This is a genomic window from Sinorhizobium fredii USDA 257, from assembly GCF_000265205.3.
Classification (GTDB): domain Bacteria; phylum Pseudomonadota; class Alphaproteobacteria; order Rhizobiales; family Rhizobiaceae; genus Sinorhizobium; species Sinorhizobium fredii_B.
The window spans coordinates 1,983,035-2,007,705 of record NC_018000.1 but is presented as its reverse complement, the minus strand read 5'-3'; the positions used below and the strand labels follow the sequence as shown (position 1 = coordinate 2,007,705).

21 protein-coding genes are annotated in these 24,671 nt (G+C 61.0%); 18 read left to right on the top strand and 3 right to left on the bottom strand.

Features of this window, described 5'->3' with window-relative positions:
- Nucleotide 1: 1 nt before the first annotated feature.
- Together USDA257_RS35940 and USDA257_RS09220 are read right to left on the bottom strand one after the other, a co-directional pair.
- Nucleotides 2-949 (bottom strand): carbohydrate ABC transporter permease, encoded by a 948-nt coding sequence (locus USDA257_RS35940; protein WP_014762655.1) that lies wholly within the window; start codon nt 947-949, stop codon nt 2-4.
- A gap of 4 nt (nt 950-953) precedes the next feature.
- Nucleotides 954-2,510, bottom strand: coding sequence for an ABC transporter substrate-binding protein (locus USDA257_RS09220; RefSeq protein WP_014762654.1), 1,557 nt, complete (start codon nt 2,508-2,510; stop codon nt 954-956).
- A gap of 424 nt (nt 2,511-2,934) precedes the next feature.
- On the opposite strand from USDA257_RS09220, the gene USDA257_RS09215 reads away from it, so the two are divergent.
- From USDA257_RS09215 to lpdA, 6 genes are all read left to right on the top strand, one after another.
- Nucleotides 2,935-3,915, top strand: coding sequence for a sugar-binding transcriptional regulator (locus USDA257_RS09215; protein ID WP_014762653.1), 981 nt, complete (start codon nt 2,935-2,937; stop codon nt 3,913-3,915).
- Nucleotides 3,916-4,461: 546 nt separating this feature from the next.
- A complete protein-coding gene (locus USDA257_RS09210) occupies nt 4,462-5,787 on the top strand; it encodes an NAD(P)H-dependent oxidoreductase (protein WP_014762652.1) in 1,326 nt (441 codons plus the stop codon).
- Between the two features lie 2 nt (nt 5,788-5,789).
- Entirely contained in the window at nt 5,790-6,824 is a 1,035-nt protein-coding gene (locus USDA257_RS09205; RefSeq protein WP_014762651.1) for a thiamine pyrophosphate-dependent dehydrogenase E1 component subunit alpha, read from the top strand.
- A gap of 1 nt (nt 6,825) precedes the next feature.
- On the top strand, nt 6,826-7,824 hold the full coding sequence (locus USDA257_RS09200; RefSeq protein ID WP_014762650.1) for an alpha-ketoacid dehydrogenase subunit beta: 999 nt from the start codon (nt 6,826-6,828) through the stop codon (nt 7,822-7,824).
- 1 nt (nt 7,825) lies between these two features.
- Nucleotides 7,826-9,118 carry a 2-oxo acid dehydrogenase subunit E2 gene (locus USDA257_RS09195; RefSeq protein WP_014762649.1) on the top strand — a complete coding sequence of 431 codons (1,293 nt, stop codon included), beginning with the start codon at nt 7,826-7,828 and terminating at the stop codon, nt 9,116-9,118.
- Between the two features lie 76 nt (nt 9,119-9,194).
- Nucleotides 9,195-10,640: a dihydrolipoyl dehydrogenase gene (gene lpdA, locus USDA257_RS09190; protein ID WP_041414037.1), complete on the top strand. Its 1,446-nt coding sequence runs from the start codon at nt 9,195-9,197 to the stop codon at nt 10,638-10,640.
- 195 nt (nt 10,641-10,835) lie between these two features.
- Here lpdA and USDA257_RS09185 read toward each other — a convergent pair whose 3' ends face one another.
- Nucleotides 10,836-11,603, bottom strand: a complete 768-nt coding sequence (locus USDA257_RS09185) for a GntR family transcriptional regulator (protein WP_014762647.1) — start codon at nt 11,601-11,603, stop codon at nt 10,836-10,838.
- A 257-nt stretch (nt 11,604-11,860) separates the two neighbouring features.
- Between USDA257_RS09185 and USDA257_RS09180 the strand changes: the two genes are divergently transcribed.
- From USDA257_RS09180 to USDA257_RS09130, 12 genes are all read left to right on the top strand, one after another.
- Nucleotides 11,861-13,225 (top strand): ABC transporter substrate-binding protein, encoded by a 1,365-nt coding sequence (locus USDA257_RS09180; protein WP_014762646.1) that lies wholly within the window; start codon nt 11,861-11,863, stop codon nt 13,223-13,225.
- Nucleotides 13,226-13,301: 76 nt separating this feature from the next.
- A complete protein-coding gene (locus tag USDA257_RS09175) occupies nt 13,302-14,234 on the top strand; it encodes a carbohydrate ABC transporter permease (RefSeq protein WP_196777090.1) in 933 nt (310 codons plus the stop codon).
- Entirely contained in the window at nt 14,231-15,052 is an 822-nt protein-coding gene (locus tag USDA257_RS09170) for a carbohydrate ABC transporter permease (protein WP_014762644.1), read from the top strand. Before USDA257_RS09175 ends, USDA257_RS09170 begins: the two co-directional genes overlap by 4 nt.
- Nucleotides 15,049-16,080 (top strand): alcohol dehydrogenase catalytic domain-containing protein, encoded by a 1,032-nt coding sequence (locus USDA257_RS09165; RefSeq protein WP_014762643.1) that lies wholly within the window; start codon nt 15,049-15,051, stop codon nt 16,078-16,080. Before USDA257_RS09170 ends, USDA257_RS09165 begins: the two co-directional genes overlap by 4 nt.
- A gap of 35 nt (nt 16,081-16,115) precedes the next feature.
- Entirely contained in the window at nt 16,116-16,910 is a 795-nt protein-coding gene (locus USDA257_RS09160) for a class I fructose-bisphosphate aldolase (protein WP_014762642.1), read from the top strand.
- A gap of 23 nt (nt 16,911-16,933) precedes the next feature.
- A complete protein-coding gene (locus USDA257_RS09155; protein WP_014762641.1) occupies nt 16,934-18,289 on the top strand; it encodes an FGGY-family carbohydrate kinase in 1,356 nt (451 codons plus the stop codon).
- 44 nt (nt 18,290-18,333) lie between these two features.
- The gene (locus USDA257_RS09150; RefSeq protein WP_014762640.1) at nt 18,334-19,431 is read left to right on the top strand and encodes an ABC transporter ATP-binding protein; all 1,098 of its coding nucleotides are present in this window, start codon (nt 18,334-18,336) and stop codon (nt 19,429-19,431) included.
- A gap of 17 nt (nt 19,432-19,448) precedes the next feature.
- On the top strand, nt 19,449-21,143 hold the full coding sequence (locus USDA257_RS09145) for a dihydroxyacetone kinase family protein (RefSeq protein ID WP_014762639.1): 1,695 nt from the start codon (nt 19,449-19,451) through the stop codon (nt 21,141-21,143).
- Nucleotides 21,144-21,599: 456 nt separating this feature from the next.
- Nucleotides 21,600-21,857, top strand: a complete 258-nt coding sequence (locus USDA257_RS38720) for an SDR family NAD(P)-dependent oxidoreductase (protein WP_370057294.1) — start codon at nt 21,600-21,602, stop codon at nt 21,855-21,857.
- Nucleotides 21,854-22,063 carry an SDR family NAD(P)-dependent oxidoreductase gene (locus tag USDA257_RS38385; RefSeq protein ID WP_269845042.1) on the top strand — a complete coding sequence of 70 codons (210 nt, stop codon included), beginning with the start codon at nt 21,854-21,856 and terminating at the stop codon, nt 22,061-22,063. The genes USDA257_RS38720 and USDA257_RS38385 overlap by 4 nt, the downstream gene beginning before the upstream one ends.
- Nucleotides 22,064-22,610: 547 nt before the next feature.
- On the top strand, nt 22,611-23,600 hold the full coding sequence (locus USDA257_RS09135) for a sugar phosphate isomerase/epimerase family protein (protein ID WP_041415070.1): 990 nt from the start codon (nt 22,611-22,613) through the stop codon (nt 23,598-23,600).
- Between the two features lie 26 nt (nt 23,601-23,626).
- Complete coding sequence (locus tag USDA257_RS09130) at nt 23,627-24,667, top strand: sugar ABC transporter substrate-binding protein (RefSeq protein WP_014762635.1); 1,041 nt, start codon at nt 23,627-23,629, stop codon at nt 24,665-24,667.
- The last annotated feature ends 4 nt before the right edge of the window (nt 24,668-24,671 follow it).

Below are 24,671 nucleotides of genomic sequence, written 5' to 3'. Positions count from 1 at the left end.
GTCACGACTTTCCTGACTTGAATGCACGCTTGACGATCGTTTGGGCGATGACAATCGTGATGAGGAGCATCAGGACAGAGGCGGCGGATGCATAACCGAAGTTGAACATCCGGAAGCCCTGGCGATAGATGAAGTAGCTCATTGTCTCTGTCGCGCCGCCAGGTGTGCCCTGGGTCATAATGTAGACATTGGTGAACATTGTCGTGATATCGATGCCTCGCAGCGTTACCGCGACGACGATGATCGGCCGCATCATCGGAAGCGAGATGTTCCAGAAGATGCTCGACCAGCTTGCCCCATCGAGCCGAGCGGCTTCTTCAATTTCCTCGTCCTGCCCCTGGAGGGCACCGACAAAGATGATGAAGAGGAAGGGAGTCCACTGCCAGACATCGGCAACAATGAGGGTCAGCCGCGCCAGCCATACGGACGACAGCCAATCGACATTGTTCGACGCCAATCCGACCGACATTAGCAGATCGGAAATCACGCGGCCGTCGTTGAAGGCGAGCTTCCAGATGAATGCTACCGCAGACGGCATGAACAGCATGGGCATCAGGAAGACGATCCGCCAGCCACGTACAAATGGATCGCGGTAGCAAAAGAACGCAACTGTCATTGCTATGATTGTCTGGAGGGACAACGACAGGCCGCCTATAATCGCAGTGTTGCCGAGTGCAGCCCAGAATTCCCGATCCTGGATGATGCGCGTGTAGTTCCCGAGGCCGGCCCACGACCAGTTCACGAACTTGACGACGAAAAGGCTCTGATACATAGCGAACAGGCCAGGGTAGAGCGTGATCGCAAGCAGGTACAGGACCGCGGGTCCGACAAGAAGATAGGGAAACATCTTCTTAGCGGTCGCCGAGCGAGGGCGGCGGACCGAGTACACCGCTGCAGCGGGAGCGGCCTTGGCCGCCCCCTTTTCAAGTGTTTGCGTTGAATGTGCCATGGATTTAGAACGGCAATGCCTTGCCGCCACCAACATACATGCCTGGTGCCACGTCTGCATACGCGACGGAGCCGTTGCCGCCTGAGACGCCGTTCTTCTCCATGATACTCTTCCAAGCCGCTTGACCGTTCTCAAGAGCTTCCTTGGCGGAGATCTGGCCGGTAACTGCGCGGTTAATTTCGTTGCCGAGAGCCTGTTCCATCTCAAACATGCCCGGAAGACGGGGCGCGCACCATGCATGTTCAAGGCTATCCGCCCAGACTTTAGCAGGTTGGCTGACCGCTCTTAACCGCTCATTCGCCAACACGGAGCGATAGCCGGGGGCCACGCCGTTGGCGTTGGCCTCATTCATGGCCATGATGGAGGAGGTTGTAAGGAAGGCGAGCATTAGGAACGCGCCTTCAGGGTTCTGCGAGGTAGCAGCGACGCAAGATGTCGAGCCTGCAATGTTCGGCGGAGCGAACACACCGCCCGAAATCCGCGGCTCATAGATGGTCACAAAATCATCAACGATTTTCGACTGGTCCGGGCGCATGGCCTGGGTGCCGCTGTCCTGCCAGCTGATATTGGCCGCAACCTGACCGCCGAGCCAGGCGGCGCGGTTTTCGCCCCAGCCGGCGCCCGAAACGCCCTCGATGGCATTCTTCTGAAGCGCCATGATGATGTCCATGGCCTTCATCCCGGCATCGCTCGTCAACTGCGGAGTCCACTGATCGTCGAAGAGCTTCAACCCGGCCTGTGCGGCGATGTGCTCCCAAGTGTAGGTAGCCCAGAAGCCACGCGCCGCCATCAGGCCGACGCCCGACACGCCACCGCCGAGTTTGTTCGCTTCGGCGGTAATGCGGATCAGCTCATCATAATTCGGAACGGAGTTCGCACGATCGATCGGTCCGCCAAGGATTTTCTCCATGATCGATTTGCGAAGGTGCACCATCTGAATGTCACAATCGAACGGAATGCCGACGAGCTTTCCACCGAAATAGCCATAGTTGAGGCGGTATGTGTCGTAGAAGTCGTCCAGCGGGAGCTTCCACTTTTCGGCGAACTCGGTAAGCTCGTACAGGAAGCCCGGACCGGCGAAATCACCCAGCCACGGAGAGAAGAATTGCAGCGCGTCGAAGGTAGCGTTGCCTGAAATGAACTCAGAAACGGCTTTGTCGTAGAAGCTGTCGTCCGGGATCGGAACAAGCTCCACCTTGATACCGGACAACTGTTCGAACGGCTTCAGACCCTCAGCCGCCGACTCCTGGTCTGCTGCTCCGACGGCGAAGCGGACGGTTTTACCTACTTGCTCCGAACGTACCTGTTCCCAATCGACCGTTCTGATCCAGTCTTTTGCCGGATCCCACAACGGCTCGTCTGACATCGAGTAGAGCTTGCGGTAGTCCTCCCGCACGTAGTCGATAACCGAGATCTTGTCGAGAATGGACTGGATATCCGGAAGATCGGACTGGGCGAAGGCCGGCAGCCTCAGGCTGGAAGCCGCACCTGCGGCCAAGCCCAACACTGCGGTCTGCCGCAGAAAGTTGCGGCGCGACACACCCGTATTCAAGATAGTCATTAACTGTTCCTCCCCAATGTAAACTAACCAGTTGAATGCCCATGGAGGCAAGACTGTTTTGGCGCGGCCTCCATTCCGTGCCATTGCAGTGTCGACATTCGCTCACAAGCGACGGAACAATTGCCAACAAAAAATACAATGTGTTCATCATCTGCCCGATGTCAACCACTTTCTCCGCCGTTTTGGCGGCCAGAACGCGAACATCAATGGTGTCGGACGGTAATATGTGCGAAAATCAGTTTGTTGCTGGAACGATGGCAGGGGAATGCGGGGCGGCTGGCTGACGGGGGAGCGCGTCGCTGTTTTGGCGGAAACCGCCCCTGTTCTTGAGCCCTTGCCGTTCGCGTCCCCCAGGAGGAGGAGTGAAATCGCGGCAACAGTGTGCTATCGACCGCTACGCCTGTAGAACCCATGAGGAATGCAAATGCAGATCACGTCTCCAGTTGTAATGGCTCAGAGTGAGTCTGAGAGACTGCGAGCTCGCGTCGTGTGGCTGTATCACGTGGAGAACTACACGCAGAACGACATTGCTAGTCAGCTTGGCATCAATCGCGTGATGGTCGTCCGGCTACTGGCTGAGGCGCGGCGTCGCAACGAGGTCCGCGTTTCCATTTCGTCGCCGCTCTCTGACATGGTGGCGCTCGAAAGGGAGCTTGAGACCGTCTTCGGAGTCAGGCGGGCAATTGTCGCGCCATTCAGTGATCCCGAAGGGGACCCCACGAAAGTCATCGCCGCCGCCGCCGGCACGCTCATATCCGGGATGATGAAATCGGGGATGGTGGTCGGCGTGGGCTGGGGACGAACCCTTTACAATACGCTGCCCTTCATTGCTGGGGCGACTCTCGAAGACTTCCGCGTCGTCTCCTTGTTGGGTGGTATCTCTGCGGCGCGGCGCTTCAATCCAGCCGAATTTGCCTGGCAGTTCGCTGAACTATTCATGGGCGAGGGTTTCCTGGTTCCTGCGCCGGCGGTAGTCGACAGTCCGGAAACGAAGCATGCTTTGCTCGAGAGGTGCGGGCTTGCGGCCATTTTCGAGATGGCGGACAAGCTCGACGTAGCCCTTTTGTCCGTCGGCGGGATTTCAGCCCTTACGACAAGCTATCGCACGGGCTATCTTAGCGAGGCTGACCGGCGCTCTCTCATCGACGCGGGCGCGGTCGGCGATGTTCTTTACAACTTCATCGACAAGCAGGGCAACGTGATCGATCACGAGGTGAATTCCCGCGTGATCTCGGTGAACCTTGATCGCTTGCGTCGCACGCCGGAGCGTGTGCTGATCTCTGGCGGCCCGGAAAAACTGCAGGCGCTCCTGGCCTCTCTCACCACCATAAAACCCACCACTCTGGTAACCGATGAACAAACGGCCAAGGCGTTGCTGTCGGCGTCGGAAGAGGCCGATATATAGTCCCGGCATATCGTTCCGGCGGAGGGGGTGAGGCGTCGATCAGCAACGCCGTGCCGGCACGACGGAACATTGTTGTTGTTTTACTGATATTTGTTCCATCGGGTTGCCCGTGATCCGGGTGGCCCACAAGGCGCGCCTGTCAATGATGCCGTGCCCACCGTGCGGGATCGCATGTGTGTGGTGAGGCGATGGCCGTCAATACCGGTTCAAGATAGAACCGAAGATGTCCCAGATATACCAATGGGATAATGGGATTTCCAACCAATTTTGAGCCGGGAAGACAGGCCGGCTGACCAGCATCGCGCACGCGATGGCCTGATTGAACATCGGTCGCCAGCCGACTTCGCGGCGTAGTCAGAAGCCCTCCCTACAATTTTCTTAGGACAATTCATACAACCAATTGAAATATAATCGCAATCACGGCTTCTCGCGTTGAGCAAACTTCTCACAGGCGCGCTTGTGAGGTCACATTGCTAGAACAAATATATTGACGAAATCACAAATGTACAATACGAAGGACGCCGATAGTGATTTGGGAGGATTGAAATGCCCATCAATGTTGCACCAACAGGGCTTGCGCGTGACCTCGTGCGTCGCGAGGAAGCAGGAAAGCCTATCCGCGTAGGCCTCATCGGCAGTGGAGAAATGGGCACCGACATCGTCACCCGTGTGGCCCACATGCCAGGCATCGAAATTGGCGCGATTTGCGATCTGAACGTTGCCCGGGCGCGCGAGGCAGTGGACATCGCCTACCAATCCGGGGGGCATCATCGCGACGCGGCCAGTTCGATGGATCTGAACGCAGTCATCGAGAGCGGAAAGGTCGCGATCACCGCAGATTCGGCTAACATTCTCAACAGTGGCCTTATCGACGTGGTGATTGATGCTACCGGCGTGCCCGCAGTCGGCGCCGAGATCGGTCTCGCCGCCATGGAGCACGGCAAGCACCTGGTGATGATGAATGTTGAGGCCGATGTGACGATCGGCGCCTATCTCAAGAGCGAAGCCGAGCGTCTTGGCGTGACCTACTCGCTCGGGGCGGGTGACGAGCCATCTTCATGCATTGAGCTGATCGAGTTCGTGTCGGCCATGGGGCATCCGATCGTTGCGGCCGGCAAGGGCAAGAACAATCCGCTGAACGTCGATGCTGTTCCAGACGACTATGCCGAGGAGGCCGCGCGCCGGAACATGAATGTCCGCATGCTCGTGGAGTTCGTCGACGGTTCCAAGACAATGGTTGAAATGGCTGCGATCGCGAATGCCACGGGACTAGTCCCTGACAAGCCCGGCATGCATGGCCCAGCGGCCACGCTGGACAAGCTTTCCTCAGTCCTGATCCCGGAGAGGGACGGGGGCGTCCTCTCGAAGGCGGGTGTGGTCGACTACTCCATCGGCAAGGGTGTGGCGCCGGGCGTTTTCGTTGTCGCCGACATGTCGCATCCGCGCATTTCCGAGCGCATGGAAGACCTCAAGATGGGCAAGGGGCCCTACTTCACCTTCCATCGCCCCTATCACCTCACCTCGCTCGAGGTCCCGCTCACCTGTGCGCGTGTCGTGCTTTACGGTAAGCCGGACATGGTGCCGCTCTCGACCCCGGTCGCGGAGGTCTGCGCGGTCGCCAAGAAGGACCTTTCGCCCGGCGAAACGCTCGATGCCATCGGTGAGTACTCCTATCGGGCCTGGATCATGACGGCGCCGGAGGCTCGGTCCTCCTCGGCAATCCCGTGCGGCCTGCTTCAGGGCGGTACCGTCATGCAGCCGATCCGTAAAGGAGAGCTTATTACCTATCAGAACGCGTCGGTTGCGCCCGGCTCGCGTATTGCGGAACTCCGCGCGCGGCAGGATACGCTCGTTTATGGAAGGGAGGCTTGATCATGTCGGGACGCGCCCGGGCGATGCAAGTGGAAGCCGAGACCAAAAATCTGCCCTTCATCTACCGCCAATACCAACGCGAGCAGCTTCTCGATGCGCTTCGAAAGATGCACCTCATTCGCCGGTTCGAGGAAGGAGCCGAAGAGTGCTATATGCGCGGACTTATTCACGGGACGATGCATCTTTCCATCGGCCAGGAAGCGAGCGCGATGGGGATCTGCATGCCTCTTGTCAACGAGGACCAGATGACCTCTACCCATCGCGGGCACGGCCACTGCATCGCCAAGGGCGCCGAAGTGAAGCGGATGTTCGCAGAGTTCTTTGGCAAGACTACCGGTTACTGTGCGGGCCGCGGCGGGTCGATGCACATTGCCGATGTGTCGACCGGGAACCTTGGCGCGAATGGGATCGTCGGGGGCGGGCTTCCGATCGCTGTCGGCGCGGCTCTCACCGCAAAGCGGCTCCGCACCGGCAAGGTTGTCGTCTGCTTCTTCGGTGACGGCGCGAACAACGAGGGTGCCTTCCATGAGGCGCTGAACATGGCGGCCATTTGGAAGCTTCCGGTCATTTTCGTGTGCGAAAACAACGGCTACGGCATGTCGACGTCGACCGCCCGCTCGACTGCGGCCGCGAACGTCGCTGATCGCGCGGCCGCCTACTCCATGCCGGGTGTGATCGTCGACGGCAACGTATTGTCGGACGTCGCCGAGGCTTCGCATGAGGCGGTTGAACGGGCCCGCCGCGGCGACGGACCGACGCTCATCGAATGCAAGACCTATCGGTATCGCGGACATTCCAAAAGTGACCGCAATCGCTATCGCACCAAGGATGAGATCGACGACTGGATGACTAATCGGGATCCGATCAAGCGCTACGAGGCCCAGTTGATCGAGTTCGGGATCGCGACGTCGGACGAGCTAGAGGCGATCCGCGGCAGTGTGCAGCAGGAAATCGACGCTGGCATCGAGTTCGCGAAGGCGAGCCCGATGCCGTCTATCGATGGCCTCGCTGACAACGTCTACACGCTCGAGGCATGACATGAACGCGTCAGTCAGAGAAATCAGCTACTCCCAAGCCATCCAGGAAGCCATGGCGATCGCCATGGAATCGGATGAGCGCGTAATCCTCATGGGCGAGGACATCGGCGTCTATGGCGGCGCCTTTCAGGTGACGGGCGATCTGATTGACCGCTTCGGCCCCGACCGCGTCATGGATACCCCGATTTCCGAGCTTGGCGGCGCAGGTGTCGCCGTCGGTGCAGCGGTCACCGGCTTGCGACCGATCTTCGAATTCCAGTTTTCCGATTTCGCCGCGCTCGCAATGGAGCAGATCGTCAACCAGGCGGCCAAGATGCGCTACATGCTTGGCGGTGCGGTGTCCGTTCCACTCGTCATGCGTTTCCCCGCCGGCTCCGGAACCGGGGCTGCCGCACAGCACAGCCAGAGCCTGGAAGCATGGCTCGGCCACGTGCCGGGGCTGAAGGTCATTCAGCCGGCGACGCCGCATGACGTGAAAGGAATGCTCCTTGCTGCCGTGGCGGATCCGGATCCTGTCATGATCTTCGAGCACAAGCTGCTCTACAAGATGAAGGGGCCGGTTCCGGAGGGACACTACACGGTGCCGCTGAACAAGGCGGAGGTCCGCAGGGAAGGGCGCGACGTTTCGATCGTCGCAACTTCGATCATGGTTCACAAGGCCCTGGAGGCTGCGGAAGTGCTTGCCGGCGAGGGCGTGAGCGCGGAAGTGATCGATCTTCGCTCAATCCGCCCCATCGACCGGGAAACGGTGATCGCCAGCGTGAAGAAGACCTCTCGGCTGATCTGCGTCTACGAGGGCGTGAAAACGCTTGGTGTCGGCGCGGAGATCAGTGCGATGATCGCCGAAAGTGAGGCGTTCGACTACCTCGATGCTCCGATATTGCGCCTCGGCGGGTCCGAGACGCCGATCCCCTACAATCCCGAGCTGGAAAAGGCTGCCGTCCCGCAGGTGCCGGACATAATCGATGCGGCCCGCGGCCTTGTTAGGGGAGTGCGATAGTATGGCCACCGAAGTCATTTTGCCGAAGGTCGACATGGACATGGCCACGGGCAGGATCTCGAAGTGGTTCTTCGGTGAGGGCGACGCCGTGAAGGAGGGCGACGTCCTTTTCGAGATCGAGACCGACAAAGCGGCTATGGAAATCGACGCGCCGGCAAGCGGAGTCCTACGCAACGTGACCGGCAAGGAAGGCGTGGATATCGCAGTCGGCTCGGCCGTCGCGTGGATCTATGCCGAGGGAGAGGCCGTCAACGAGACGGCCGTCCCCCTTTCGCCGTCGGCCACCGCCGAAAGTCCGCTGCCCGTATCCGAGGCGAAGACGCCGGCCGCAGAGGAAGCAGCCGAACGGAAAGCTGGAAGCGCAGTCCGCGCCACGCCGCTCGCACGGCGCCTCGCGCGGGAACGCGGACTGGATCTTGCCACACTGGCCGGGAGCGGCCCTCATGGCCGCGTCGTCAGTGCCGATGTGCTGGCGATTTCCAACAGCGTTGCTGATGCCTGGGTACAGGCGGAGCCCACGCGGACATCGGGCAGATCGGAGGCCGGCGATAACATCGTAGGTGAGAACGCGCTTCGGCATTTTCCCGATGGGTCCTACGAGCTTCAGGCGCACACCTCCATGCGTCGGACAATCGCCCGACGGCTCGTGGAGGCCAAGAGCACTGTTCCGCACTTCTACCTTTCGGCGGACTGCCGGCTCGATGCGCTCCTGAAATTGCGCGCGGAGCTTAATGCTGCGGCGCCGCTGGGCGAGAGCGTGCCGGCCTACAAGCTCTCGGTGAACGACCTCGTCATCAAGGCCTATGCACTAGCCCTGGCGGGTGTTCCGGACGCTAACGTGTCGTGGACGGATGAGCATCTGGTGCGCCACAGCCATTCGGATGTCGGCGTGGCGGTTTCCGTCCCCGGTGGACTGATCACCCCTATCATCCGCCAGGCGGAGCAAAAGAGCCTTTCGACCATCTCGAACGAAATGAAGGACTTGGCCGTGCGTGCCAAGGCAGGAAAGCTGAAGCCCAACGAATACCAGGGCGGCACGGGAGCGGTGTCAAACCTCGGAATGTACGGCGTGAAGGAATTCGCTGCGATCATCAATCCCCCCCACTCCACGATCCTGGCGGTCGGCGCCGGAGAGAAGCGGCCGGTGGTAACCGCAGAAGGGGAGTTGGGCGTTGCTACGGTTATGAGCGTGACGCTGTCCACGGACCATCGTGCCGTGGATGGTGCGCTGGGCGCAGAGCTTCTCGCAAAGTTCCGCGCGCTCATCGAGAATCCATTGGGCATGCTGGTCTAGTTTCCTCCCGCAACTCTGGGGGATCGCTACCGCGGCGCAGTCGAGCCGAGGCGCGTCCCCCATTTTTTTTCAAGGAATGCTCATGTCCTACGACGTCATCGTTATCGGTTCGGGCCCGGGCGGCTATGTCACCGCCATCCGCTCGGCGCAACTGGGCTTGAAGACGGCGATCGTCGAACGCGAGCACCTGGGCGGCATCTGCCTCAACTGGGGCTGCATCCCGACCAAGGCGCTGCTGCGTTCCGCCGAAATCCTCGACCATGCGAACCACGCCAAGAACTACGGCCTGACGCTCGAAGGCAAGATGACAGCCAACGTCAAGGATGTCGTCGCCCGCTCGCGCGCCGTGTCGGCGCGGCTGAACGGCGGCGTCGCCTTCCTCATGAAGAAGAACAAGGTTGACGTGATCTGGGGCGAGGCGAAGCTCACCAAGCCCGGCGAGATCGCCGTCGGCGCGCCGTCGAAGCCAGCCGTCCAGCCGCAGAACCCCGTTCCGAAGGGGGTAAAGGGCGAGGGCACCTACACGGCCAAGCACATCATCATCGCCACCGGCGCCCGGCCGCGGGCACTGCCCGGCATCGAGCCGGACGGCAAGCTGATCTGGACCTATTTCGAAGCGATGAAGCCCGAGGAGTTGCCGAAGACCATGCTCGTCATGGGCTCCGGCGCGATCGGCATCGAATTCGCGAGCTTCTACCGGTCCATGGGCGTCGATGTGACGGTCGTCGAGCTGCTGCCCCAAATCATGCCGGTCGAGGATTCGGAGATCTCCGCCGTCGCCCGCAAGCAACTCGAGAAGCGCGGCCTCAAGATTTTCACCGACGCCAAGGTGACGAAGGTCGAGAAGGGCGCCAACGACGTGACCGCCCATGTCGAGACGAAGGACGGCAAAGTCACGCAGATCAAGGCGGACCGGCTGATCTCCGCCATCGGCGTCCAGGGAAATATCGAGAATCTTGGACTCGAGGCGCTGCGCGTCGAGACCAGCCGCGGCTGCATCGTCACCGACGGCTACGGCAAGACCAATGTTGCCGGCATCTACGCGATCGGTGACGTGGCCGGCCCGCCGATGCTCGCACACAAGGCCGAGCATGAAGGTGTGATCTGCGTCGAAAAGATCGCCGGTGTTCCGGGCGTCCATGCACTCGACAAGGGCAAGATCCCGGGCTGCACCTATTGCGACCCGCAGGTCGCCTCCGTCGGCCTGACTGAAGCCAGGGCCAAGGAACTCGGTCGCGACATTCGTGTCGGCCGCTACAGCTTCGGCGCCAACGGCAAGGCGATCGCGCTGGGCGAAGACCAGGGCCTGATCAAGACGATCTTCGACAAGAAGACCGGCGAACTCCTCGGCGCGCACATGGTCGGCGCAGAGGTGACCGAACTGATCCAGGGCTTCGTCGTCGCCATGAACCTGGAGACGACGGAAGAGGAGTTGATGCACACGATCTTCCCGCATCCGACGCTCTCGGAAATGATGAAGGAGAGCGTGCTCGACGCCTACGGAAAGGTGCTGAACGCGTGAGCGGACCAGGCCTCCAGACGCGTCTTTCGTGCAACGGGAGCCCGGCTGACGAACCCGGTGAACTTTCGTTTCCGGTTTGGTGTCGATGTGGGCGATTCGGCGACGCTCATTCGAATGCGCCAGGGCCGTAGCGCTTGCCGGAATTGCCGAAGCCTCGTATACGCCTTCACTAGCGAGCACTGGTCATTTCCGGTGTTAGGCATCGCCCCTGGCTGGCTCGCCGTGCGCTTCGGCGTCGACCGAAATGGTGACGACGTCGCTCCGGACAAAGGAGCGGTAGAAGTCGAAGGGGCGTCCGTCCTCGCCGCGCGATGTCGACTGGATCAGCAGCACTGGAGCACCGCGAGCCAGGCCAAGCTCTTTCGCAGTGTCGGCCGGAGCTGCTATGGCAGCCACCTCCCGCCGCGCCGCAAAGATCGAGAAGCCGGCTTGGCGGAGTGTCTGGTTGAGGGATGCCTTGCCCTCCAGGACTGGCTTGCCGATTAGGACCGCTCCCACATCCGCGGGGAGATAATTCGTCGAGTGCATAGCCGCCTTGCCGTCGATATGGCGCACGCGCTCCAGCACAAATCCGCGCTCGCCATCGTTCAGTCCGAGAGCCTTCGACGCAAAGGAGGGGAGCGGCTCGAATCCGGATTGTATGACGGCGGTGTCAATGGATCTGTCAGGGGAGTGCGCCTCCGTCTCGAGAAAGCCTTGGGTTACCTGGAGCTTCCACTGATTATCGTTCGGATCGTTCACGTAGGCGCCACGGCGGGGCACCATGCGAATTAGTCGTTGCTGCTCAAGCGCGCGAAGAGTTTCGCGCACTGTGGAGCGGGCGAGGTCGAAGGACCGACAAAGTTCCGTCTCGCCGGGGACGCGATCGCCCGCCTTGAATTTTCCGCTCTTGATCTGGTTCTCGAGAATGCGCGCGAGCTGGAGATAATATGGCTCGGCGGAAGTGCGATTGATTGTTTCCATTGATTCATCATATGGGGCCGTTATGTACGCACATACCGTACAGCGGTTTCTCGCGCTCGTCCATTTTCATCCTTTCGATATTTTTTTGGCCGCAACCAACAAACGCATTGACGCTTTTCTTCGATTTATGTACGTACAAGACCTACAGTAGGAACGTGAGAATGGAGACGATCCTACTGTAAGGCGACAGCGCGAAGTGTCGCCGATGGGAGGTTCCGACAATCAGGTCGGATCTTAGTGGGAGAGAGGTAGTCTCAATGTCTACGATTAAGGGGCGAACCGCCTGTGCCGGTTCGCGCGTGAGCACGCTTGCGCTTTCGGTGGCTCTCGGAGTGTTTGCTGCGCCTGCGGCACACTCGGAGGAGGTCACGCTCACCGTCGCGCTCGCCGCAAATCCGCAGATGCAGACCGCTGCCAAGCTGATCGACAACTTCTACGCCAAGCATCCTGACATCAAGGTCAAGTTCCAGACCTTGCCTGAAAACCAGCTTCGACCAACCGTCCTCAAGGACGTGGCGACGAACTCCGGTCAGTTCGACATCGTTATGATCGGCGCGTATGAAGTACCTCTCTGGGCAGAAAAGGGCTGGATCACCAATCTCAGCCAGGAATACGTCGCCAACGACAAGGAATGGAATGCCGACGACCTGATCAAGCCGATCCGGGACCTCGTCTCCTTCAAGGGCGACATGTATGCGACGCCCTTCTACGGCTCGTCATCCTTCATGTTCTATCGCAAGGATCTCTTCGAAAAGGCCGGCTTGACAATGCCGGAGCAGCCGACCTGGGACCAGATCGCGGAGTTTGCCGCGAAACTCGATGATGACTCGACGAACACCGCGGGCATCTGCCTGCGCGGCATTCCGGGCTGGGGCCAAAGCCTTGCGCCGCTCACCACGGTGATCAACACCTTCGGCGGCCGCTGGTTCGACGAAAACTGGGAACCCCAGCTCAGCGCCCCGAAGACCAAGGACGCGATCAACTTCTACGTCAATCTGCTCAAGGAGCACGGCCAGCCCGACGCGGCGAAGGACGGCTGGCAGGAATGCCTGCAGCTGTTCACCCAAGGCAAGGCGGCGATGTGGTACGACGACACGGTTTTCGCAGGTCCCGTGCTGGATCAGGCCTCGCCCGAGGTGAAGGGCAACGTGGGTTTCGCCCTGGCGCCCATCAAGGAGAAGAATGGTTCTGGCTGGCTCTGGGCCTGGGGTCTCGCCATTCCGAAGACCAGTAAGCATCAAGACGCCGCCTGGGAGCTGATTTCCTGGCTTACCAGCGAGGAGTACATCAAGCTTGCTGGTGAGAAAGCCGGCTGGGGCACCGTGCCTCCGGGTTCGCGCAAATCCACCTACATGCTTCCGGAGTATCAGAAGGCGACCAGCGACTACGCCGATCTGACGTTGGCTTCGATTAGTGCTGCAGACCCGCTGAAGCCGACCGTCGATCCGGTTCCCTATACCGGCGTCCAGTACGTGACGATCCCCGAATTCGAGCAGATCGGCGATTTCACCTCCCAGCAGCTCGCTGGCGCAATCAGTGGTCAGATGAGCGCCGACGAGGCCATCGCCGCGAGCGAGGAGAAGATCCGGGAGATCATGACCGACGCGGGCTACATAAAGTAGTGCAGCCCTGGCGGGCCGCAGTCCTCCCTGCGGCTCGCCGAACATCCCTGCTCGATCAAACATGCGGAATCTTTTAATGGCTTTGTCGTTGTCACTGCAGAGCGGAAAGCGCGCGTCACGCGTGCGCAGCGCCTTCGTCAAGGGCTGGTGGGATCGCCTTCCGCTGCTTCCTGCTCTTGTCGTGGTGCTCAGCGTCACCCAGCTGCCATTCATCATCACCCTTTACTACAGCCTGCAGCGCTGGAACCTGGTGTCCACAAGTGCCCCGCGCTTCGTCTGGTTCCGCAACTTCTTGAATGCATTCAATGATGCCGTCTTCCTGAAAGCCGTGTTCAACACTGTTGTTATGACGGGGTCGATCGTGATCGCATCCGTGATCGTCGGCGGGCTGCTCGCCGCCGGCCTCAATCGGGAGTTCGGCGGGCGCACGATTGCGCGCACGCTCGCCATTACGCCCTTTTTCATCATGCCGGTGGCTGCTGCGCTGTTCTGGAAGACCGGAATCTATGATCCGACTTTCGGTATCCTCGGCTGGATGACGGACGCGGTCGGTCTCGGCCGGGTCAACTGGATCAGCCAATACCCGCGGCTGACGATCATCCTGCTGACGACATGGCAGTGGTCCGCTTTCGCATTGCTGATCCTGCTTGCCGGAATGCAGTCGTTTCCGACCGAAGTCGCGGAGGCAGCCGCAGTGGATGGCGCCGGGCGGTTCTACACTTTCCGCCGCCTGATGCTGCCGCATCTGCGCCCGTTCATCGAACTCACGGCGCTGCTGACAGCGATGTATGTGCTCGAGAACTTTGCCGCGATCGCCATCCTCACCAACGGCGGCCCGGCCTATGCGACCACGAACCTGTCCTACTACGTCTACCTGGAGGCCTTCAGCGCCTTCGATCTCGGGCGCGCTTCGGCCTTCGGCATGATCGCCCTGGCATTTGCGATCGCCCTGACGGTGCCGATGCTGCGCGTCGTCTCCGGAATCTTCAAGGAAGGAGGTCGGGCATGAGTCTTCGTCGAGCCAGCCGCGTCGATGCCCTGCTGACCGCTCTCACTTGGCTTGGTACCTTCGTGATGTTCGCGCCGATCGGCTGGATGATCCTTACGAGTTTCAAGACCGAGCAGGACGCCGTCAGCTATCCGCCGAAGCTGTTCTTCACCCCGACACTCGAGCACTACCAACGCATCTTCGAGAACGACTTTGCTGCCTTCCTGACCGTCTCCGTGCTGGTCACCCTGACCTCGACGGCAATCGTCATCGTGCTTGCCATCCCGGCAGCCTTCGCTCTGACGGTGCGGCCGGTCCCCAAATGGCGCGACGTCCTCTTCTTCTTCATCTCGACGAAGATGATGCCGATCGCTGCCGGTATCGTGCCGATCTACCTCGTCGCCCGAACCTTCGACCTTTTGAACACGTCCACCGTGCTGATCATTGTGTACGTCTCGATGAACCTGCCGCTGGCGATATGGATGATCCGCTCATTCATGGTGGAAATCCCGCGTGACGTGTTCGACGCCGTCGAGGTCGACGGAGCGGGGCGCTTCCGGGAGATGACGCAGATCATCATCCCCCTGATCAAGCCTGGCCTCGCGTCCACGGCGCTCCTGTGCGGCATCTTTGCCTGGAACGAGTTCTTTCTCGCGCTCAACCTGACGACGACCGTTAGCACTCTGCCGGTCTTTCTTCAGAAATTCCTCAGCTTCGGTCAGCTCTACACTGCGCAGGTCGCAGCCGTTGCAACCCTGATCAACGTCCCGGTTGTTGCAGCAGGATGGTTCGCACAGAAGAGCCTGACCCGTGGCCTTACATTCGGAGCAGTAAGATGAGTTTTGACCAGCTGTTCGGCGGCCCGCCTGAGGGCAAGATGAACGCCGTTCGGATAACCAAGGACCACCAGATCAGTGTTATAGAGACGACAGTACCGAAGATCGGCGCGGGGGAAGTTCTTGTCAAACCCGTCTGCTGCGGGATCTGCGGCACCGATCTTCACATGCTGAAGCACGGGTTTGTCGGCACGAATTATCCGGTCACCCCCGGCCATGAATTTGCGGGCCATGTCGTCGCGGTCGGGAGCGATGTCCGCAACGTCAAGGAGGGCGATTTTGTCGCCGTCGATCCAAACGTCGTTTGCGGAGCCTGCCGGTGGTGCAAAGCCGGGCGGCCAAACCTCTGTATCCACCTGACGCCAATCGGCGTCGGGCGTCCGGGCGCGGCGGCCGAATACGTCGTGGTTCCGAGCCGTAACGCGTTCAATGTCCCTGAATCGATCGGTCCCGGCGTGGCGGCGCTCATAGAACCGCTGGCCTGTGCCCTGCACGCGGTCGAATCCGCTCAGGGGATAGACAACCGCCGCGTGCTGGTCCTCGGAGGCGGCACCATGGGTCTGCTGATCGCGATAGCCTCACAAGTCTCTGGCGCCGGCAGCGTCACGCTGGCGGACCCGGCTGCCGGAAAGCTCGAGATCGCGCGCCAGGTTGGCATCGAGGATGCACGACAGCCGGATGCCCTTCAGGGCGAGCTTTTCGACGTCGTCTTCGAAGCCGCCGGAGTGCCTGCAGCGCTCAAGCAGGCGTTGCAGCTCATCGAGAAGACGGGCGCCCTGGTCCAGGTCGGAGTGCACGACGAGCACGCCGAAGCGCGCTTTAACCCGTTCAAACTCTACGAACGGGAATTCCGGTTCATCGGCTCGAACTCCTGCGCCGACAAGTTCGGCGCGGCTGTCGATCTGATGACGGATATCAAGGTCCGGGCTGCACTGCTGATTGGCGAGAGCTTTCCTGTCTGGAGCTTCGAAGAAGCCGTTCAAAGCATGCAGGCCGGAAAATCGGTCAAAACCCAACTTCTGTTTTCCTAACGGCAGATTGCCACCACTCTACAAGGAGCGAACCCGTGACCAATCGTTATTCCACCAGCTACCGCATGAACCGAGTCTTCCGCGAAGACCGCGCGGCGCTGATCGTCCCGATCGACCATGGCCTGGTCTGGGGCCGGGTGCCGTCGCTCGAGGCCCCTGTCGAGGTCATGCGTCGCTTCCTCAACGAGGATATCACAGGCTTCATGGTCAGCACGGGCATTGTCAAAGCCTCGGAAGTCGACCTGGCCCGTGCGCCGGCGATGTCGCGAGTCCTCGCGATCGATGCGTTCTGGCCGACGAGCGCGTCCGAAACCGGAACCGGCGCGATCGTCACCAGCGTGGAGGACGCCGTCCGCATGGGCGTCGATTGCGTCAAGCTCCTGCTCCCCTGGAACGTGAACGACGTCGAAAAGGTGCAATACTGCAAGCGCATCGGCGAGGTCGTTTCCGAGGCCTCGAAGTGGCACATGCCGGTGATGGTCGAACCGGTCTTCCTCAACACGCCGCGTTCTCCGGAAATCGTTGAAAAGGAGTTGGAGGTAGCTCGAATCGGGTACGATCTCGGAGCGGACATCATCAAGATCACTTTCCCAGGCCCGGATGCGACCGCCAAGCTCTGCGCGGAACTTGATATCCCGGTCGTTGTCGCGGGCGGACCGCTCAGTGGCGATGCGGCTTCGACACTGCGCGATGTCGAAGACGCGATCGCCGCGGGTGCGCAGGGCGTCGTTGTCGGCCGCAAGGTGTGGCAGCGTCCACCGGCCGACGCGAGGGAAGTCATCGCTGAGATGGCCCGCATCACCCGCGAGAAGTACACGCGCCGTTGGTAAGGCTTGATCGTTGGGAGGCGCAAATGCTGGTCTGCGGCATCGACATAGGGACGACGAACCTCAAGGCTTCGATAGCCGATTTGACAGGTCGCCCGGTGTGGACACGCGCCATTCCGACGCAAGGGGGATCGGCCGCCGGCGCGACCGATCCCGCTGTCCTGGTCGATTCGATTGAGAAGCTGATCATCGAAGGGTGGTCGGCGGTTGGCAGGAACATTCCTCTCGCAGCCATATCCGCGACCGGAATCGGCGAAGACGGCCTCTGCGTGGACGACCGCCTGCTGCCGCTGGGCCTCGCCATTCCATGGTTCGACCGCCGCGCGATCCGGCAGGCGGAGGGCATTCGTTCAAGCCCGGCGGCGACGCCACGTGCTGGAGTAAGCATGGACCACACAAGGACGGGCGCGAAGTGGCTCTGGCTACGGCAGAACGAACCCGAGATGATGTCGCGGGCTCGCTGCTGGCTCGCCTTGACCGACTACCCTTCCTCGGTCTGGACGGGTCGCCCATTCATCAGTGAAACGCTGGCTTCTCGCACTGGATGCTATGACGTCGGCAAGCGGGAATGGCTTCGTGCACTTCTCGACTTCTGTGGCGCTCCGGAATTGCCGCCCGTGTTGCGGGCGGGGGAGATCGTCGGCCCGGTAGTGTCCGGACCTCTTCTCGACAGCGGCGCAGCTTCAAAGGAGACGCTGGTTGTTGCCGGTGGCCACGACCATCCGGTCGCAGCCTCCGTGATCCAGAGGGTCGACCCGGCCGCTCGGGTCGATTCCATCGGCACTGCGAATGTTGTCTACGGGGAGACGCTATCGTTCCCGCTCGACCATTTCGACCCGTTCATTGCGTTCATGGTGCCGCTCCATGCGCAAGTCGGAGTCGCGTGTCTCGGAGTGTTCGAATTTTCCGCGGCGGTCCAGGCGTTGCAAGCGGACGGCGTGGACATAAGGGCGTTTCTCGACTTGCCGAGGATGCCTGGAAAACCAGGCGCCCCCCAACCGTTGCTGTCCACTCCAGAACCGCGCCGCAGCCTACGGTCGGTTCTGGAATCAGCCAGCCTGACCGCAAGACAGATGTTAGACCACATGAGAGCAGCCGGGGTGAAGGATGGCCCGATCTACGCGACCGGCGGGTGGAGCCGGTCGCGAAGCCTGCTCGAGCTCAGAGCGAGCATATACGGGATGCCGATACGGGTGCTGAGCGAGCAGGAGCCGGCCGTCGTCGGGGCGGCTCTGCTGGCGGCTGAAGGCACGGGCAGAAGGGTCGATATTGCCGGCAGCATACGGCTTGAAACGGTCGAGCCGGACCCAGATTGGACGGCCTTCTACGACGACCACTACCACGCACATTTCGAACCGAAGGATTTCCCGAGCCGCGCTTAGGACGGTCGGGAGCGTCCGAAGCATTATCCAATGGGAGACGACACGTGTCCGTAATCGAAATTCAGGACCTGAACAAATCGTTCGGCGCTTTTTCCGCCGTCAAGGACCTCAACCTCGTGACCGAGGACGGCGAGTTCGTGGTCCTGGTTGGCCCCTCGGGATGCGGGAAAACGACGACGATGCGAATGATCGCCGGTCTGGAGGGGTCCACACAGGGAGCGATCCGCATCGACGGCGAAGACGTCACCGACCAGACACCATCTGAACGCGATGTGGCGATGGTCTTCCAGAATTACGCGCTCTACCCGCATCTGACCGTCTACGAGAACATGGCCTTCTGCCTCAAGGTGCGGAAATGGTCGAAGGACAAGATCGATGAACAGGTTCGTCGTACGGCGAAGGCGCTCGACATCGACGCCCTTCTCGATCGCAAACCCGCCGCGCTGTCCGGGGGGCAGCGCCAGCGTGTCGCCCTCGGGCGGGCGATCGTCCGGGAGCCGAGGGTCTTCCTCATGGACGAGCCACTTTCGAACCTCGACGCGAAGCTGCGCATCGAGATGCGTGCTGAGATCGTGAAGCTCTGCCGGCGGCTCAAGATCACTACTTTTTACGTCACTCACGACCAGCTCGAGGCCCTCACCATGGGACATCGTATCGTTGTCATGCGCGGCGGCGTCGCCCAGCAGATAGACACGCCGCAAAACATCTATGACACACCAATTAACCGCTTTGTCGCCGGGTTCATCGGAAGTCCTCCTATGAACTTCCTCGACGCCGTGATCGATAGGTCAGGCCTGCTGACCGGACCAGGCTTCGGCCTGCGACCGGACGGCGCGGTCAAAGGCGCACTTGGCTCGAGAAGCGGCCCGATCCTCGCGGGAATCCGGCCCGAGCATCTTTCGCCCGCCTCAGAAAGTGTCGCCGGCCGCGAGGGAACTATCCAGGGGCGGATCGAACTGACTGAGCCGCTTGGCTCCCAGGTCATGATCCAGATCGCGGTTGGCTCATCACTCGTCTCGGCGCAGTTCGAACGCGGTCCGGATGTCGAAGTCGGACGCGACATCACGCTGGTCCACCGGCCAAACACGGTCCATGCCTTCGATCCCAAGAGCGAGCGGTCGGTGCTCGCCCACGCGGAATGAGAGGAGTGGAGAGAAGAATGAAGAAGCTGATCAACGATCCCACCAGCGTCGTTCGGGAAATGCTCGAAGGAGCTGTCGCCCTCAACTCGCATATAGCCATTCTGCCAGACGAGAACGTCGTCGTTCAATCCGATCTCGCCGAGGCGAATGCGAGGAAGGTTGCGATCCTATCGGGTGGGGGGAGCGGACACGAGCCGGCGCATGCGGGCTACGTCGGTCGCGGCATGCTTACCGCCGCGGTCGCCGGCGATGTTTTCACGTCTCCGAGCACGGACGCGGTCCTTTCGGCCATTAGAGCAGCCAGCGGGCCGGCCGGGGCCCTGCTGATCGTGAAGAACTATACTGGGGACCGCCTGAATTTCGGGTTGGCCGCCGAACTCGCGCGTGCCGAGGGGATTCCTGTCGATATCGTGGTCGTGTCTGACGACGTTGCTTTGAGGAACAGCGTCCCGAAAGAACGTCGTCGCGGCATCGCTGGGACTGTTCTGGTCCATAAAGTGGCGGGGGCTGCCGCTGAAAAGGGCCTTCCACTGGCGGAGGTCGCCCGATTGGCGCGTTACGCTGCCGACAACATCGCTTCCATGGGCGTCTCTCTCGGCGCCTGCACGCTTCCTGCCGTCGGCAAACCCGGTTTCGAGCTTGGCGAAGATGAGATTGAAGTGGGGCTCGGCATTCACGGCGAACAGGGCATCCGCCGAATGCCGATCGTTTCGGCCGATCATCTTTGTTCACTGATACTTGAGACGATGGATGCTGATCGTCCTTTCATCCGGGGGGATCGCGTCGCGCTTCTCGTGAACGGCCTCGGATCGACCCCGCCCATGGAGTTGTCCATCGTCGCCCGAGCCGCGATATCGGGGCTTCAGGCGCACGGCGTTGCCGCTGAACGGGCCTGGGCAGGCACGTTCCTGTCTGCACTGGACATGCCGGGATTTTCCCTGTCGGTAATGTACCTCGATGACATGCTGCTTGATCTACTTGACGCGCCCACGGAGGCATCCTCCTGGCCGGGTAAGGGAAGAGTGAACGCACACCGAGCGATGGCCGAGCCTTTGAAGCCTGTGGTCACTGAAAGTGCGCACGCCACGTCGCCGACGGCGGAAGGATTGCAAGTGCGCGAATTGGCGGCGCGTGCGGCGAATGCTGCGATCTCCGCCGAGGACGAGCTCACCAAGCTGGACAGCATTGCAGGTGACGGCGATCTGGGGGCGAGCATGAAGAGAGGCGGCGAAGCCATCCTCGCGCTTTCGGCCGCCGATTTCGTCGATCCATCAACCGGGCTGGCGTCGATCGGCAATGCGCTTCGTCGGTCGATTGCAGGGAGCTCCGGGCCTTTCTATGCCGCGGGCCTGCTTCGGGCATCCCGCCGCCTTGCCGACCTTGCCTTGCCGTCGGCCAAGGATTGGTCCGACGCGTTTTCGCTCGCAGTCGACGCGATTTCAGAGCTTGGCGGCGCCCAGCCCGGAGATAGGACCATGGTGGACGCCCTAAGGCCAGCAGCGGATGCACTGAAGGCTGGTTTGGCTAGCGGCAAGTCGCCCGAAGAAGCGTGGCGCGCGGCGATCGATGCGGCGATCGCCGGAGCAAACGCGACGAAAACGATGCGGCCTCGCCTCGGTCGTGCGAGCTATCTCGGCGAGCGCGCGGTCGGACACCCGGACGGCGGGGCAGTCGCTGTAGCGACCTGGCTGAAGGCGCTAACACCCAGGTAGCCGGTCGCGTTGCCCCGCCTTAAATCCTGGCTGCGGCAACAGAGCCGAACCTATCAAACTCTTCTGCCCTGCTACAGACCAAAATGGAGTCGATGGTGGCCGTGACCGCTCTTCGCCATATGCGCTTGTTGGCCCGCGGCGCGAAAACCGCCGGACGTAGCCGACATCGATGCTCGCCGAGAGCCACTTGCTATGATGTTCAGCAAAAAGCATGCCGGTCCAGCGCAAAGGTAATCGGGCGTCGGCGAACGCGGAAGACCGCCACCGTCAGTGTCGAAGCAGGGAACCCGATGCTGCGGGACTAGCGGCTGCACAGGTGCCGCTAGATGTGGAGCCTAAACAGGTTGTCCTCGGCCATGACGAGTCTGCTGATTGGTGTATTCCTTAGCCGTTACTCCGCCCAGCCTGGGCTTTGGAACAACGGCTTTCTTCGCGAGCATCTCCTCGTTCGGTCCTATGAAGCTCACAGGAAACACAATTCTCGTCATTGGCGGCGCGACCGGCATTGGGTTTTCGCTCGCACGGCTCCTTGCTCAACTAGGCAATCAAGTCATCATATGCGGCAGAAGCGAAACCGCGCTCTTCGGAAGGCACAAGAGGAAGTGCCTGGACTCGTCACTCGCATTTGCGACGTTTGCCGATAGGGAGAGCCGCCGGCCGATGGTCGAGTGGCTGAAGGCGGACCATCCGACCCTCGATGTCGTCATCCGGTGATCGACATTCTCGATCAAGTGGCGATCAACTTCACGGCGCCGATCCATCTGACCGCCGAGCTGCCGGCCACCCTGAGGCAGCAGGGGCAGGCGTTCATCATCAGCATAAACTCAGGCCTCGCCTTCTCGCCGATGGCGGAAGTGCCGGTCTATTGCGCCACCAGGTCGCGATCCACTCCTTCACGCTCAGCCTGCGTCACCACTTGAAATCGACAGGCATCAGGGTGGTGGAGATCGCCCCACCGGTTGTCGATACGAGCCTGGGCGGCGGTACGCGCAGCGAAGGAAGGCGAGCCACATGATTGTCTCTCCGGAAGAGTTCGCCTAAAGCGTTGGCGCAGCATAAGGACGAGATCCTCGTTGGTATCTTCGCCCACACGCGCCGGATGGGTGAGGCCCTGTTCGAGCGGATGAACAGCCGCTCTTGACCGGTCTTGTGGATTGCCGTGACCGGTCGCAGCAATCGCCCGAAGATACCTGTTCGGTCGAAGCCTTTTCGGCCCCGAGGACGAGCGCCCGGAGTTTGTCACCTGATTATTCTCGGAGCAGAACCGCGACGCCTACCGCAAGGCGGCCCGTCTACGGTGGCTGCGCGGCATGATCGACAACAAAGCCATCGGCTGGCGCGCATCAACGCGACGACAAAAGCTCTCGCTACGCGGAACGAATTCTGTGCATCGTATCGCTATTTCCGCTTTACAAATGTTCGAAAAGATGTGAAGTAGTGCATAACTTCACAAATTGGACGAATGCCTTGAACCCGACACGTTTCGCAACACGCCTCAACTCGTTCGCATCCGGCGCGCACATTGCGTGGCCGGGGCAGTCCGGAAAGCCTTCCGTCATGCAGATGGCAGAACGGGCCGCAAGCGTGGAGGGTCTGACTGACCTCGACCTAAACTATCCCGACCATGTGAGCGAAGACCCGGCGGAACTCTCGCGGAAGCTGGGCGATCTTGGTCTTTCGATCAATGGCTTCGCCATGCGGTACTATACGAACCCTGCGTTCAAGTTGGGTGCGTTCACCCATCCAGCTGAAGACGTCCGCCGCGACGCGATCGATCTCACCAAGAAAGGGATCGATGCCGCGCGTGAAGCGGGTTCGAACCTGATGACGATCTGGCTCGGCCAGGACGGCTTCGATTACGCGTTTCAGGCAGACTATGCCAAGATGTGGCAACACGAAATTGACGGAATCCGTGAAGTCTGTGAGCACGATACGGATTGCCTGATCTCCATCGAGTACAAGCCGAACGAGCCGCGCTCCTACAGTCTCATGCCGGATGCCGCGACGACGCTTCTGGCCATCAAGGAAGTCGGTGCGAGGAACCTCGGAGTCACGCTCGACTTCGCCCATGTCCTCTATGCCGACGAGCAGCCTGCCTTCGCCGCGGCACTTATCGCCCGTCACAGCCGGGTTCTCGGGGTCCATCTCAACGACGGCTACGCCAAGCGCGACGACGGTCTTATGGTCGGCGCGGTGCATACGCTCCAGACGGTCGAACTGCTTCGCCAGATACGCCGCGACGGCTATGAGGGGGCGATCTACTTCGACACTTTTCCCGATCTGACCGGTCTCGATCCGGTCCATGAATGCGAGGTCAACATCAGGACTGTCCAAAGGATGTTGAAGGTCGTCGACCGCCTCGAGCAGGACAATCGCCTGGCAAGCGCGATTGACCGACAGGACTCCGTTTCCACGCAGGCCATTGTGCAGGAACTGATGTTCGGCGCGGATTACTGACCACATCAACCCACCGGGAGGAAGACATGAAAAGAATTCTAGCTGCGGCTCTCGCCGCCACCCTTTGTGCTGGCATCGCGACGGCGCAGGACCTGAAACCGCTCAACTCGGACTCGGAGCCTGATCGCATGGACTGGTCCGAGCTCGAGGCCAAGCTCGGCGCGCTTCCCAAGCTGCCGGAAGGCCTCAAGGTCGGGGGCGTCTCGAAGACGCTGACCAACGAATACTGGCGCTCGCTCGGCGAGGGTTACAAGAAGTTTGCGGACAAGGTCGGCGTCAGCGTCGCCTACCAGGCAGCCCAGAGCGAAGGCGACCAGCTCGGCCAGCTCACCATCGCTGAAGGCATGGTCACCCAGGGCTACAACGTGCTCCTCGTTTCGCCGCAAACCGACGCGAACCTCCAGCCCGTCATGGAACAGGCGAAGGCCGCCAACGTGCCGGTTGTCAACGTCAATGATGCAGTGATCCCGCAGGCCGAACATTATGTCGGCAACGTCCAGCGTGACAACGGCGTCCGCGTCGCCAAGTGGTTCATCGAGAACCGACCCAACGGCGGCAAGGTCGCAATCATCGAAGGTCAGGCAGGCGTCTACGCCGCTGTGCAGCGCACCGATGGCTTCAAGAGCACGATCGAGGAAGGCGGCAAGTTCAGCGTGGTCGCCAGCGTGCCCGGCAACTGGGATCGGCAGATGTCCTACGACGCGGCGACCAATATCCTGCAGCAGCATCCCGATCTCGTCGGCTTTTACTGCAACAATGACGGCATGGCGCTTGGCGTCGTTGAGGCGGTGAAGGCCGTCGGCCTTCAGGACAAGGTCGTCGTCTTTGGCACCGACGGTATTTCCGACGCCTACAAGTCGATCGAAGCAGGCGAACTCACAGGTACTGTCGACAGCTTCCCGGTGCTGACGGGTGAAGTTGCGATGGAAGTCGCGCTGCGGCTTGTTTCCGGCCAGAAGCTGCCGCGCGTCGTCGCCACACCCCAGGCGCTGATCACGAAGGACAACATCACGGACTTCCAGGGCGAAGACGTGCGCGCCGTGCTCATGAAGGCCGCCGGGCAGTAAACGC

Bases quoted from the DNA above. Each gene is read 5' to 3' on its own strand.
- USDA257_RS09215 (WP_014762653.1), top strand. From the start codon at position 2,935: ATGCAGATCACGTCTCCAGTTGTAATGGCTCAGAGTGAGTCTGAGAGA.
- USDA257_RS09155 (WP_014762641.1), top strand. From the start codon at position 16,934: ATGCTGGTCTGCGGCATCGACATAGGGACGACGAACCTCAAGGCTTCG.
- USDA257_RS09185 (WP_014762647.1), bottom strand. From the start codon at position 11,603: ATGGAAACAATCAATCGCACTTCCGCCGAGCCATATTATCTCCAGCTC.
- USDA257_RS09180 (WP_014762646.1), top strand. From the start codon at position 11,861: ATGTCTACGATTAAGGGGCGAACCGCCTGTGCCGGTTCGCGCGTGAGC.
- USDA257_RS09165 (WP_014762643.1), top strand. From the start codon at position 15,049: ATGAGTTTTGACCAGCTGTTCGGCGGCCCGCCTGAGGGCAAGATGAAC.
- USDA257_RS09205 (WP_014762651.1), top strand. From the start codon at position 5,790: ATGTCGGGACGCGCCCGGGCGATGCAAGTGGAAGCCGAGACCAAAAAT.
- USDA257_RS09210 (WP_014762652.1), top strand. From the start codon at position 4,462: ATGCCCATCAATGTTGCACCAACAGGGCTTGCGCGTGACCTCGTGCGT.
- USDA257_RS09195 (WP_014762649.1), top strand. From the start codon at position 7,826: ATGGCCACCGAAGTCATTTTGCCGAAGGTCGACATGGACATGGCCACG.
- USDA257_RS38720 (WP_370057294.1), top strand. From the start codon at position 21,600: ATGAAGCTCACAGGAAACACAATTCTCGTCATTGGCGGCGCGACCGGC.
- USDA257_RS09200 (WP_014762650.1), top strand. From the start codon at position 6,826: ATGAACGCGTCAGTCAGAGAAATCAGCTACTCCCAAGCCATCCAGGAA.
- USDA257_RS09220 (WP_014762654.1), bottom strand. From the start codon at position 2,510: ATGACTATCTTGAATACGGGTGTGTCGCGCCGCAACTTTCTGCGGCAG.
- USDA257_RS35940 (WP_014762655.1), bottom strand. From the start codon at position 949: ATGGCACATTCAACGCAAACACTTGAAAAGGGGGCGGCCAAGGCCGCT.
- USDA257_RS09170 (WP_014762644.1), top strand. From the start codon at position 14,231: ATGAGTCTTCGTCGAGCCAGCCGCGTCGATGCCCTGCTGACCGCTCTC.
- USDA257_RS09175 (WP_196777090.1), top strand. From the start codon at position 13,302: ATGGCTTTGTCGTTGTCACTGCAGAGCGGAAAGCGCGCGTCACGCGTG.
- lpdA (WP_041414037.1), top strand. From the start codon at position 9,195: ATGCTCATGTCCTACGACGTCATCGTTATCGGTTCGGGCCCGGGCGGC.
- USDA257_RS09145 (WP_014762639.1), top strand. From the start codon at position 19,449: ATGAAGAAGCTGATCAACGATCCCACCAGCGTCGTTCGGGAAATGCTC.
- USDA257_RS09130 (WP_014762635.1), top strand. From the start codon at position 23,627: ATGAAAAGAATTCTAGCTGCGGCTCTCGCCGCCACCCTTTGTGCTGGC.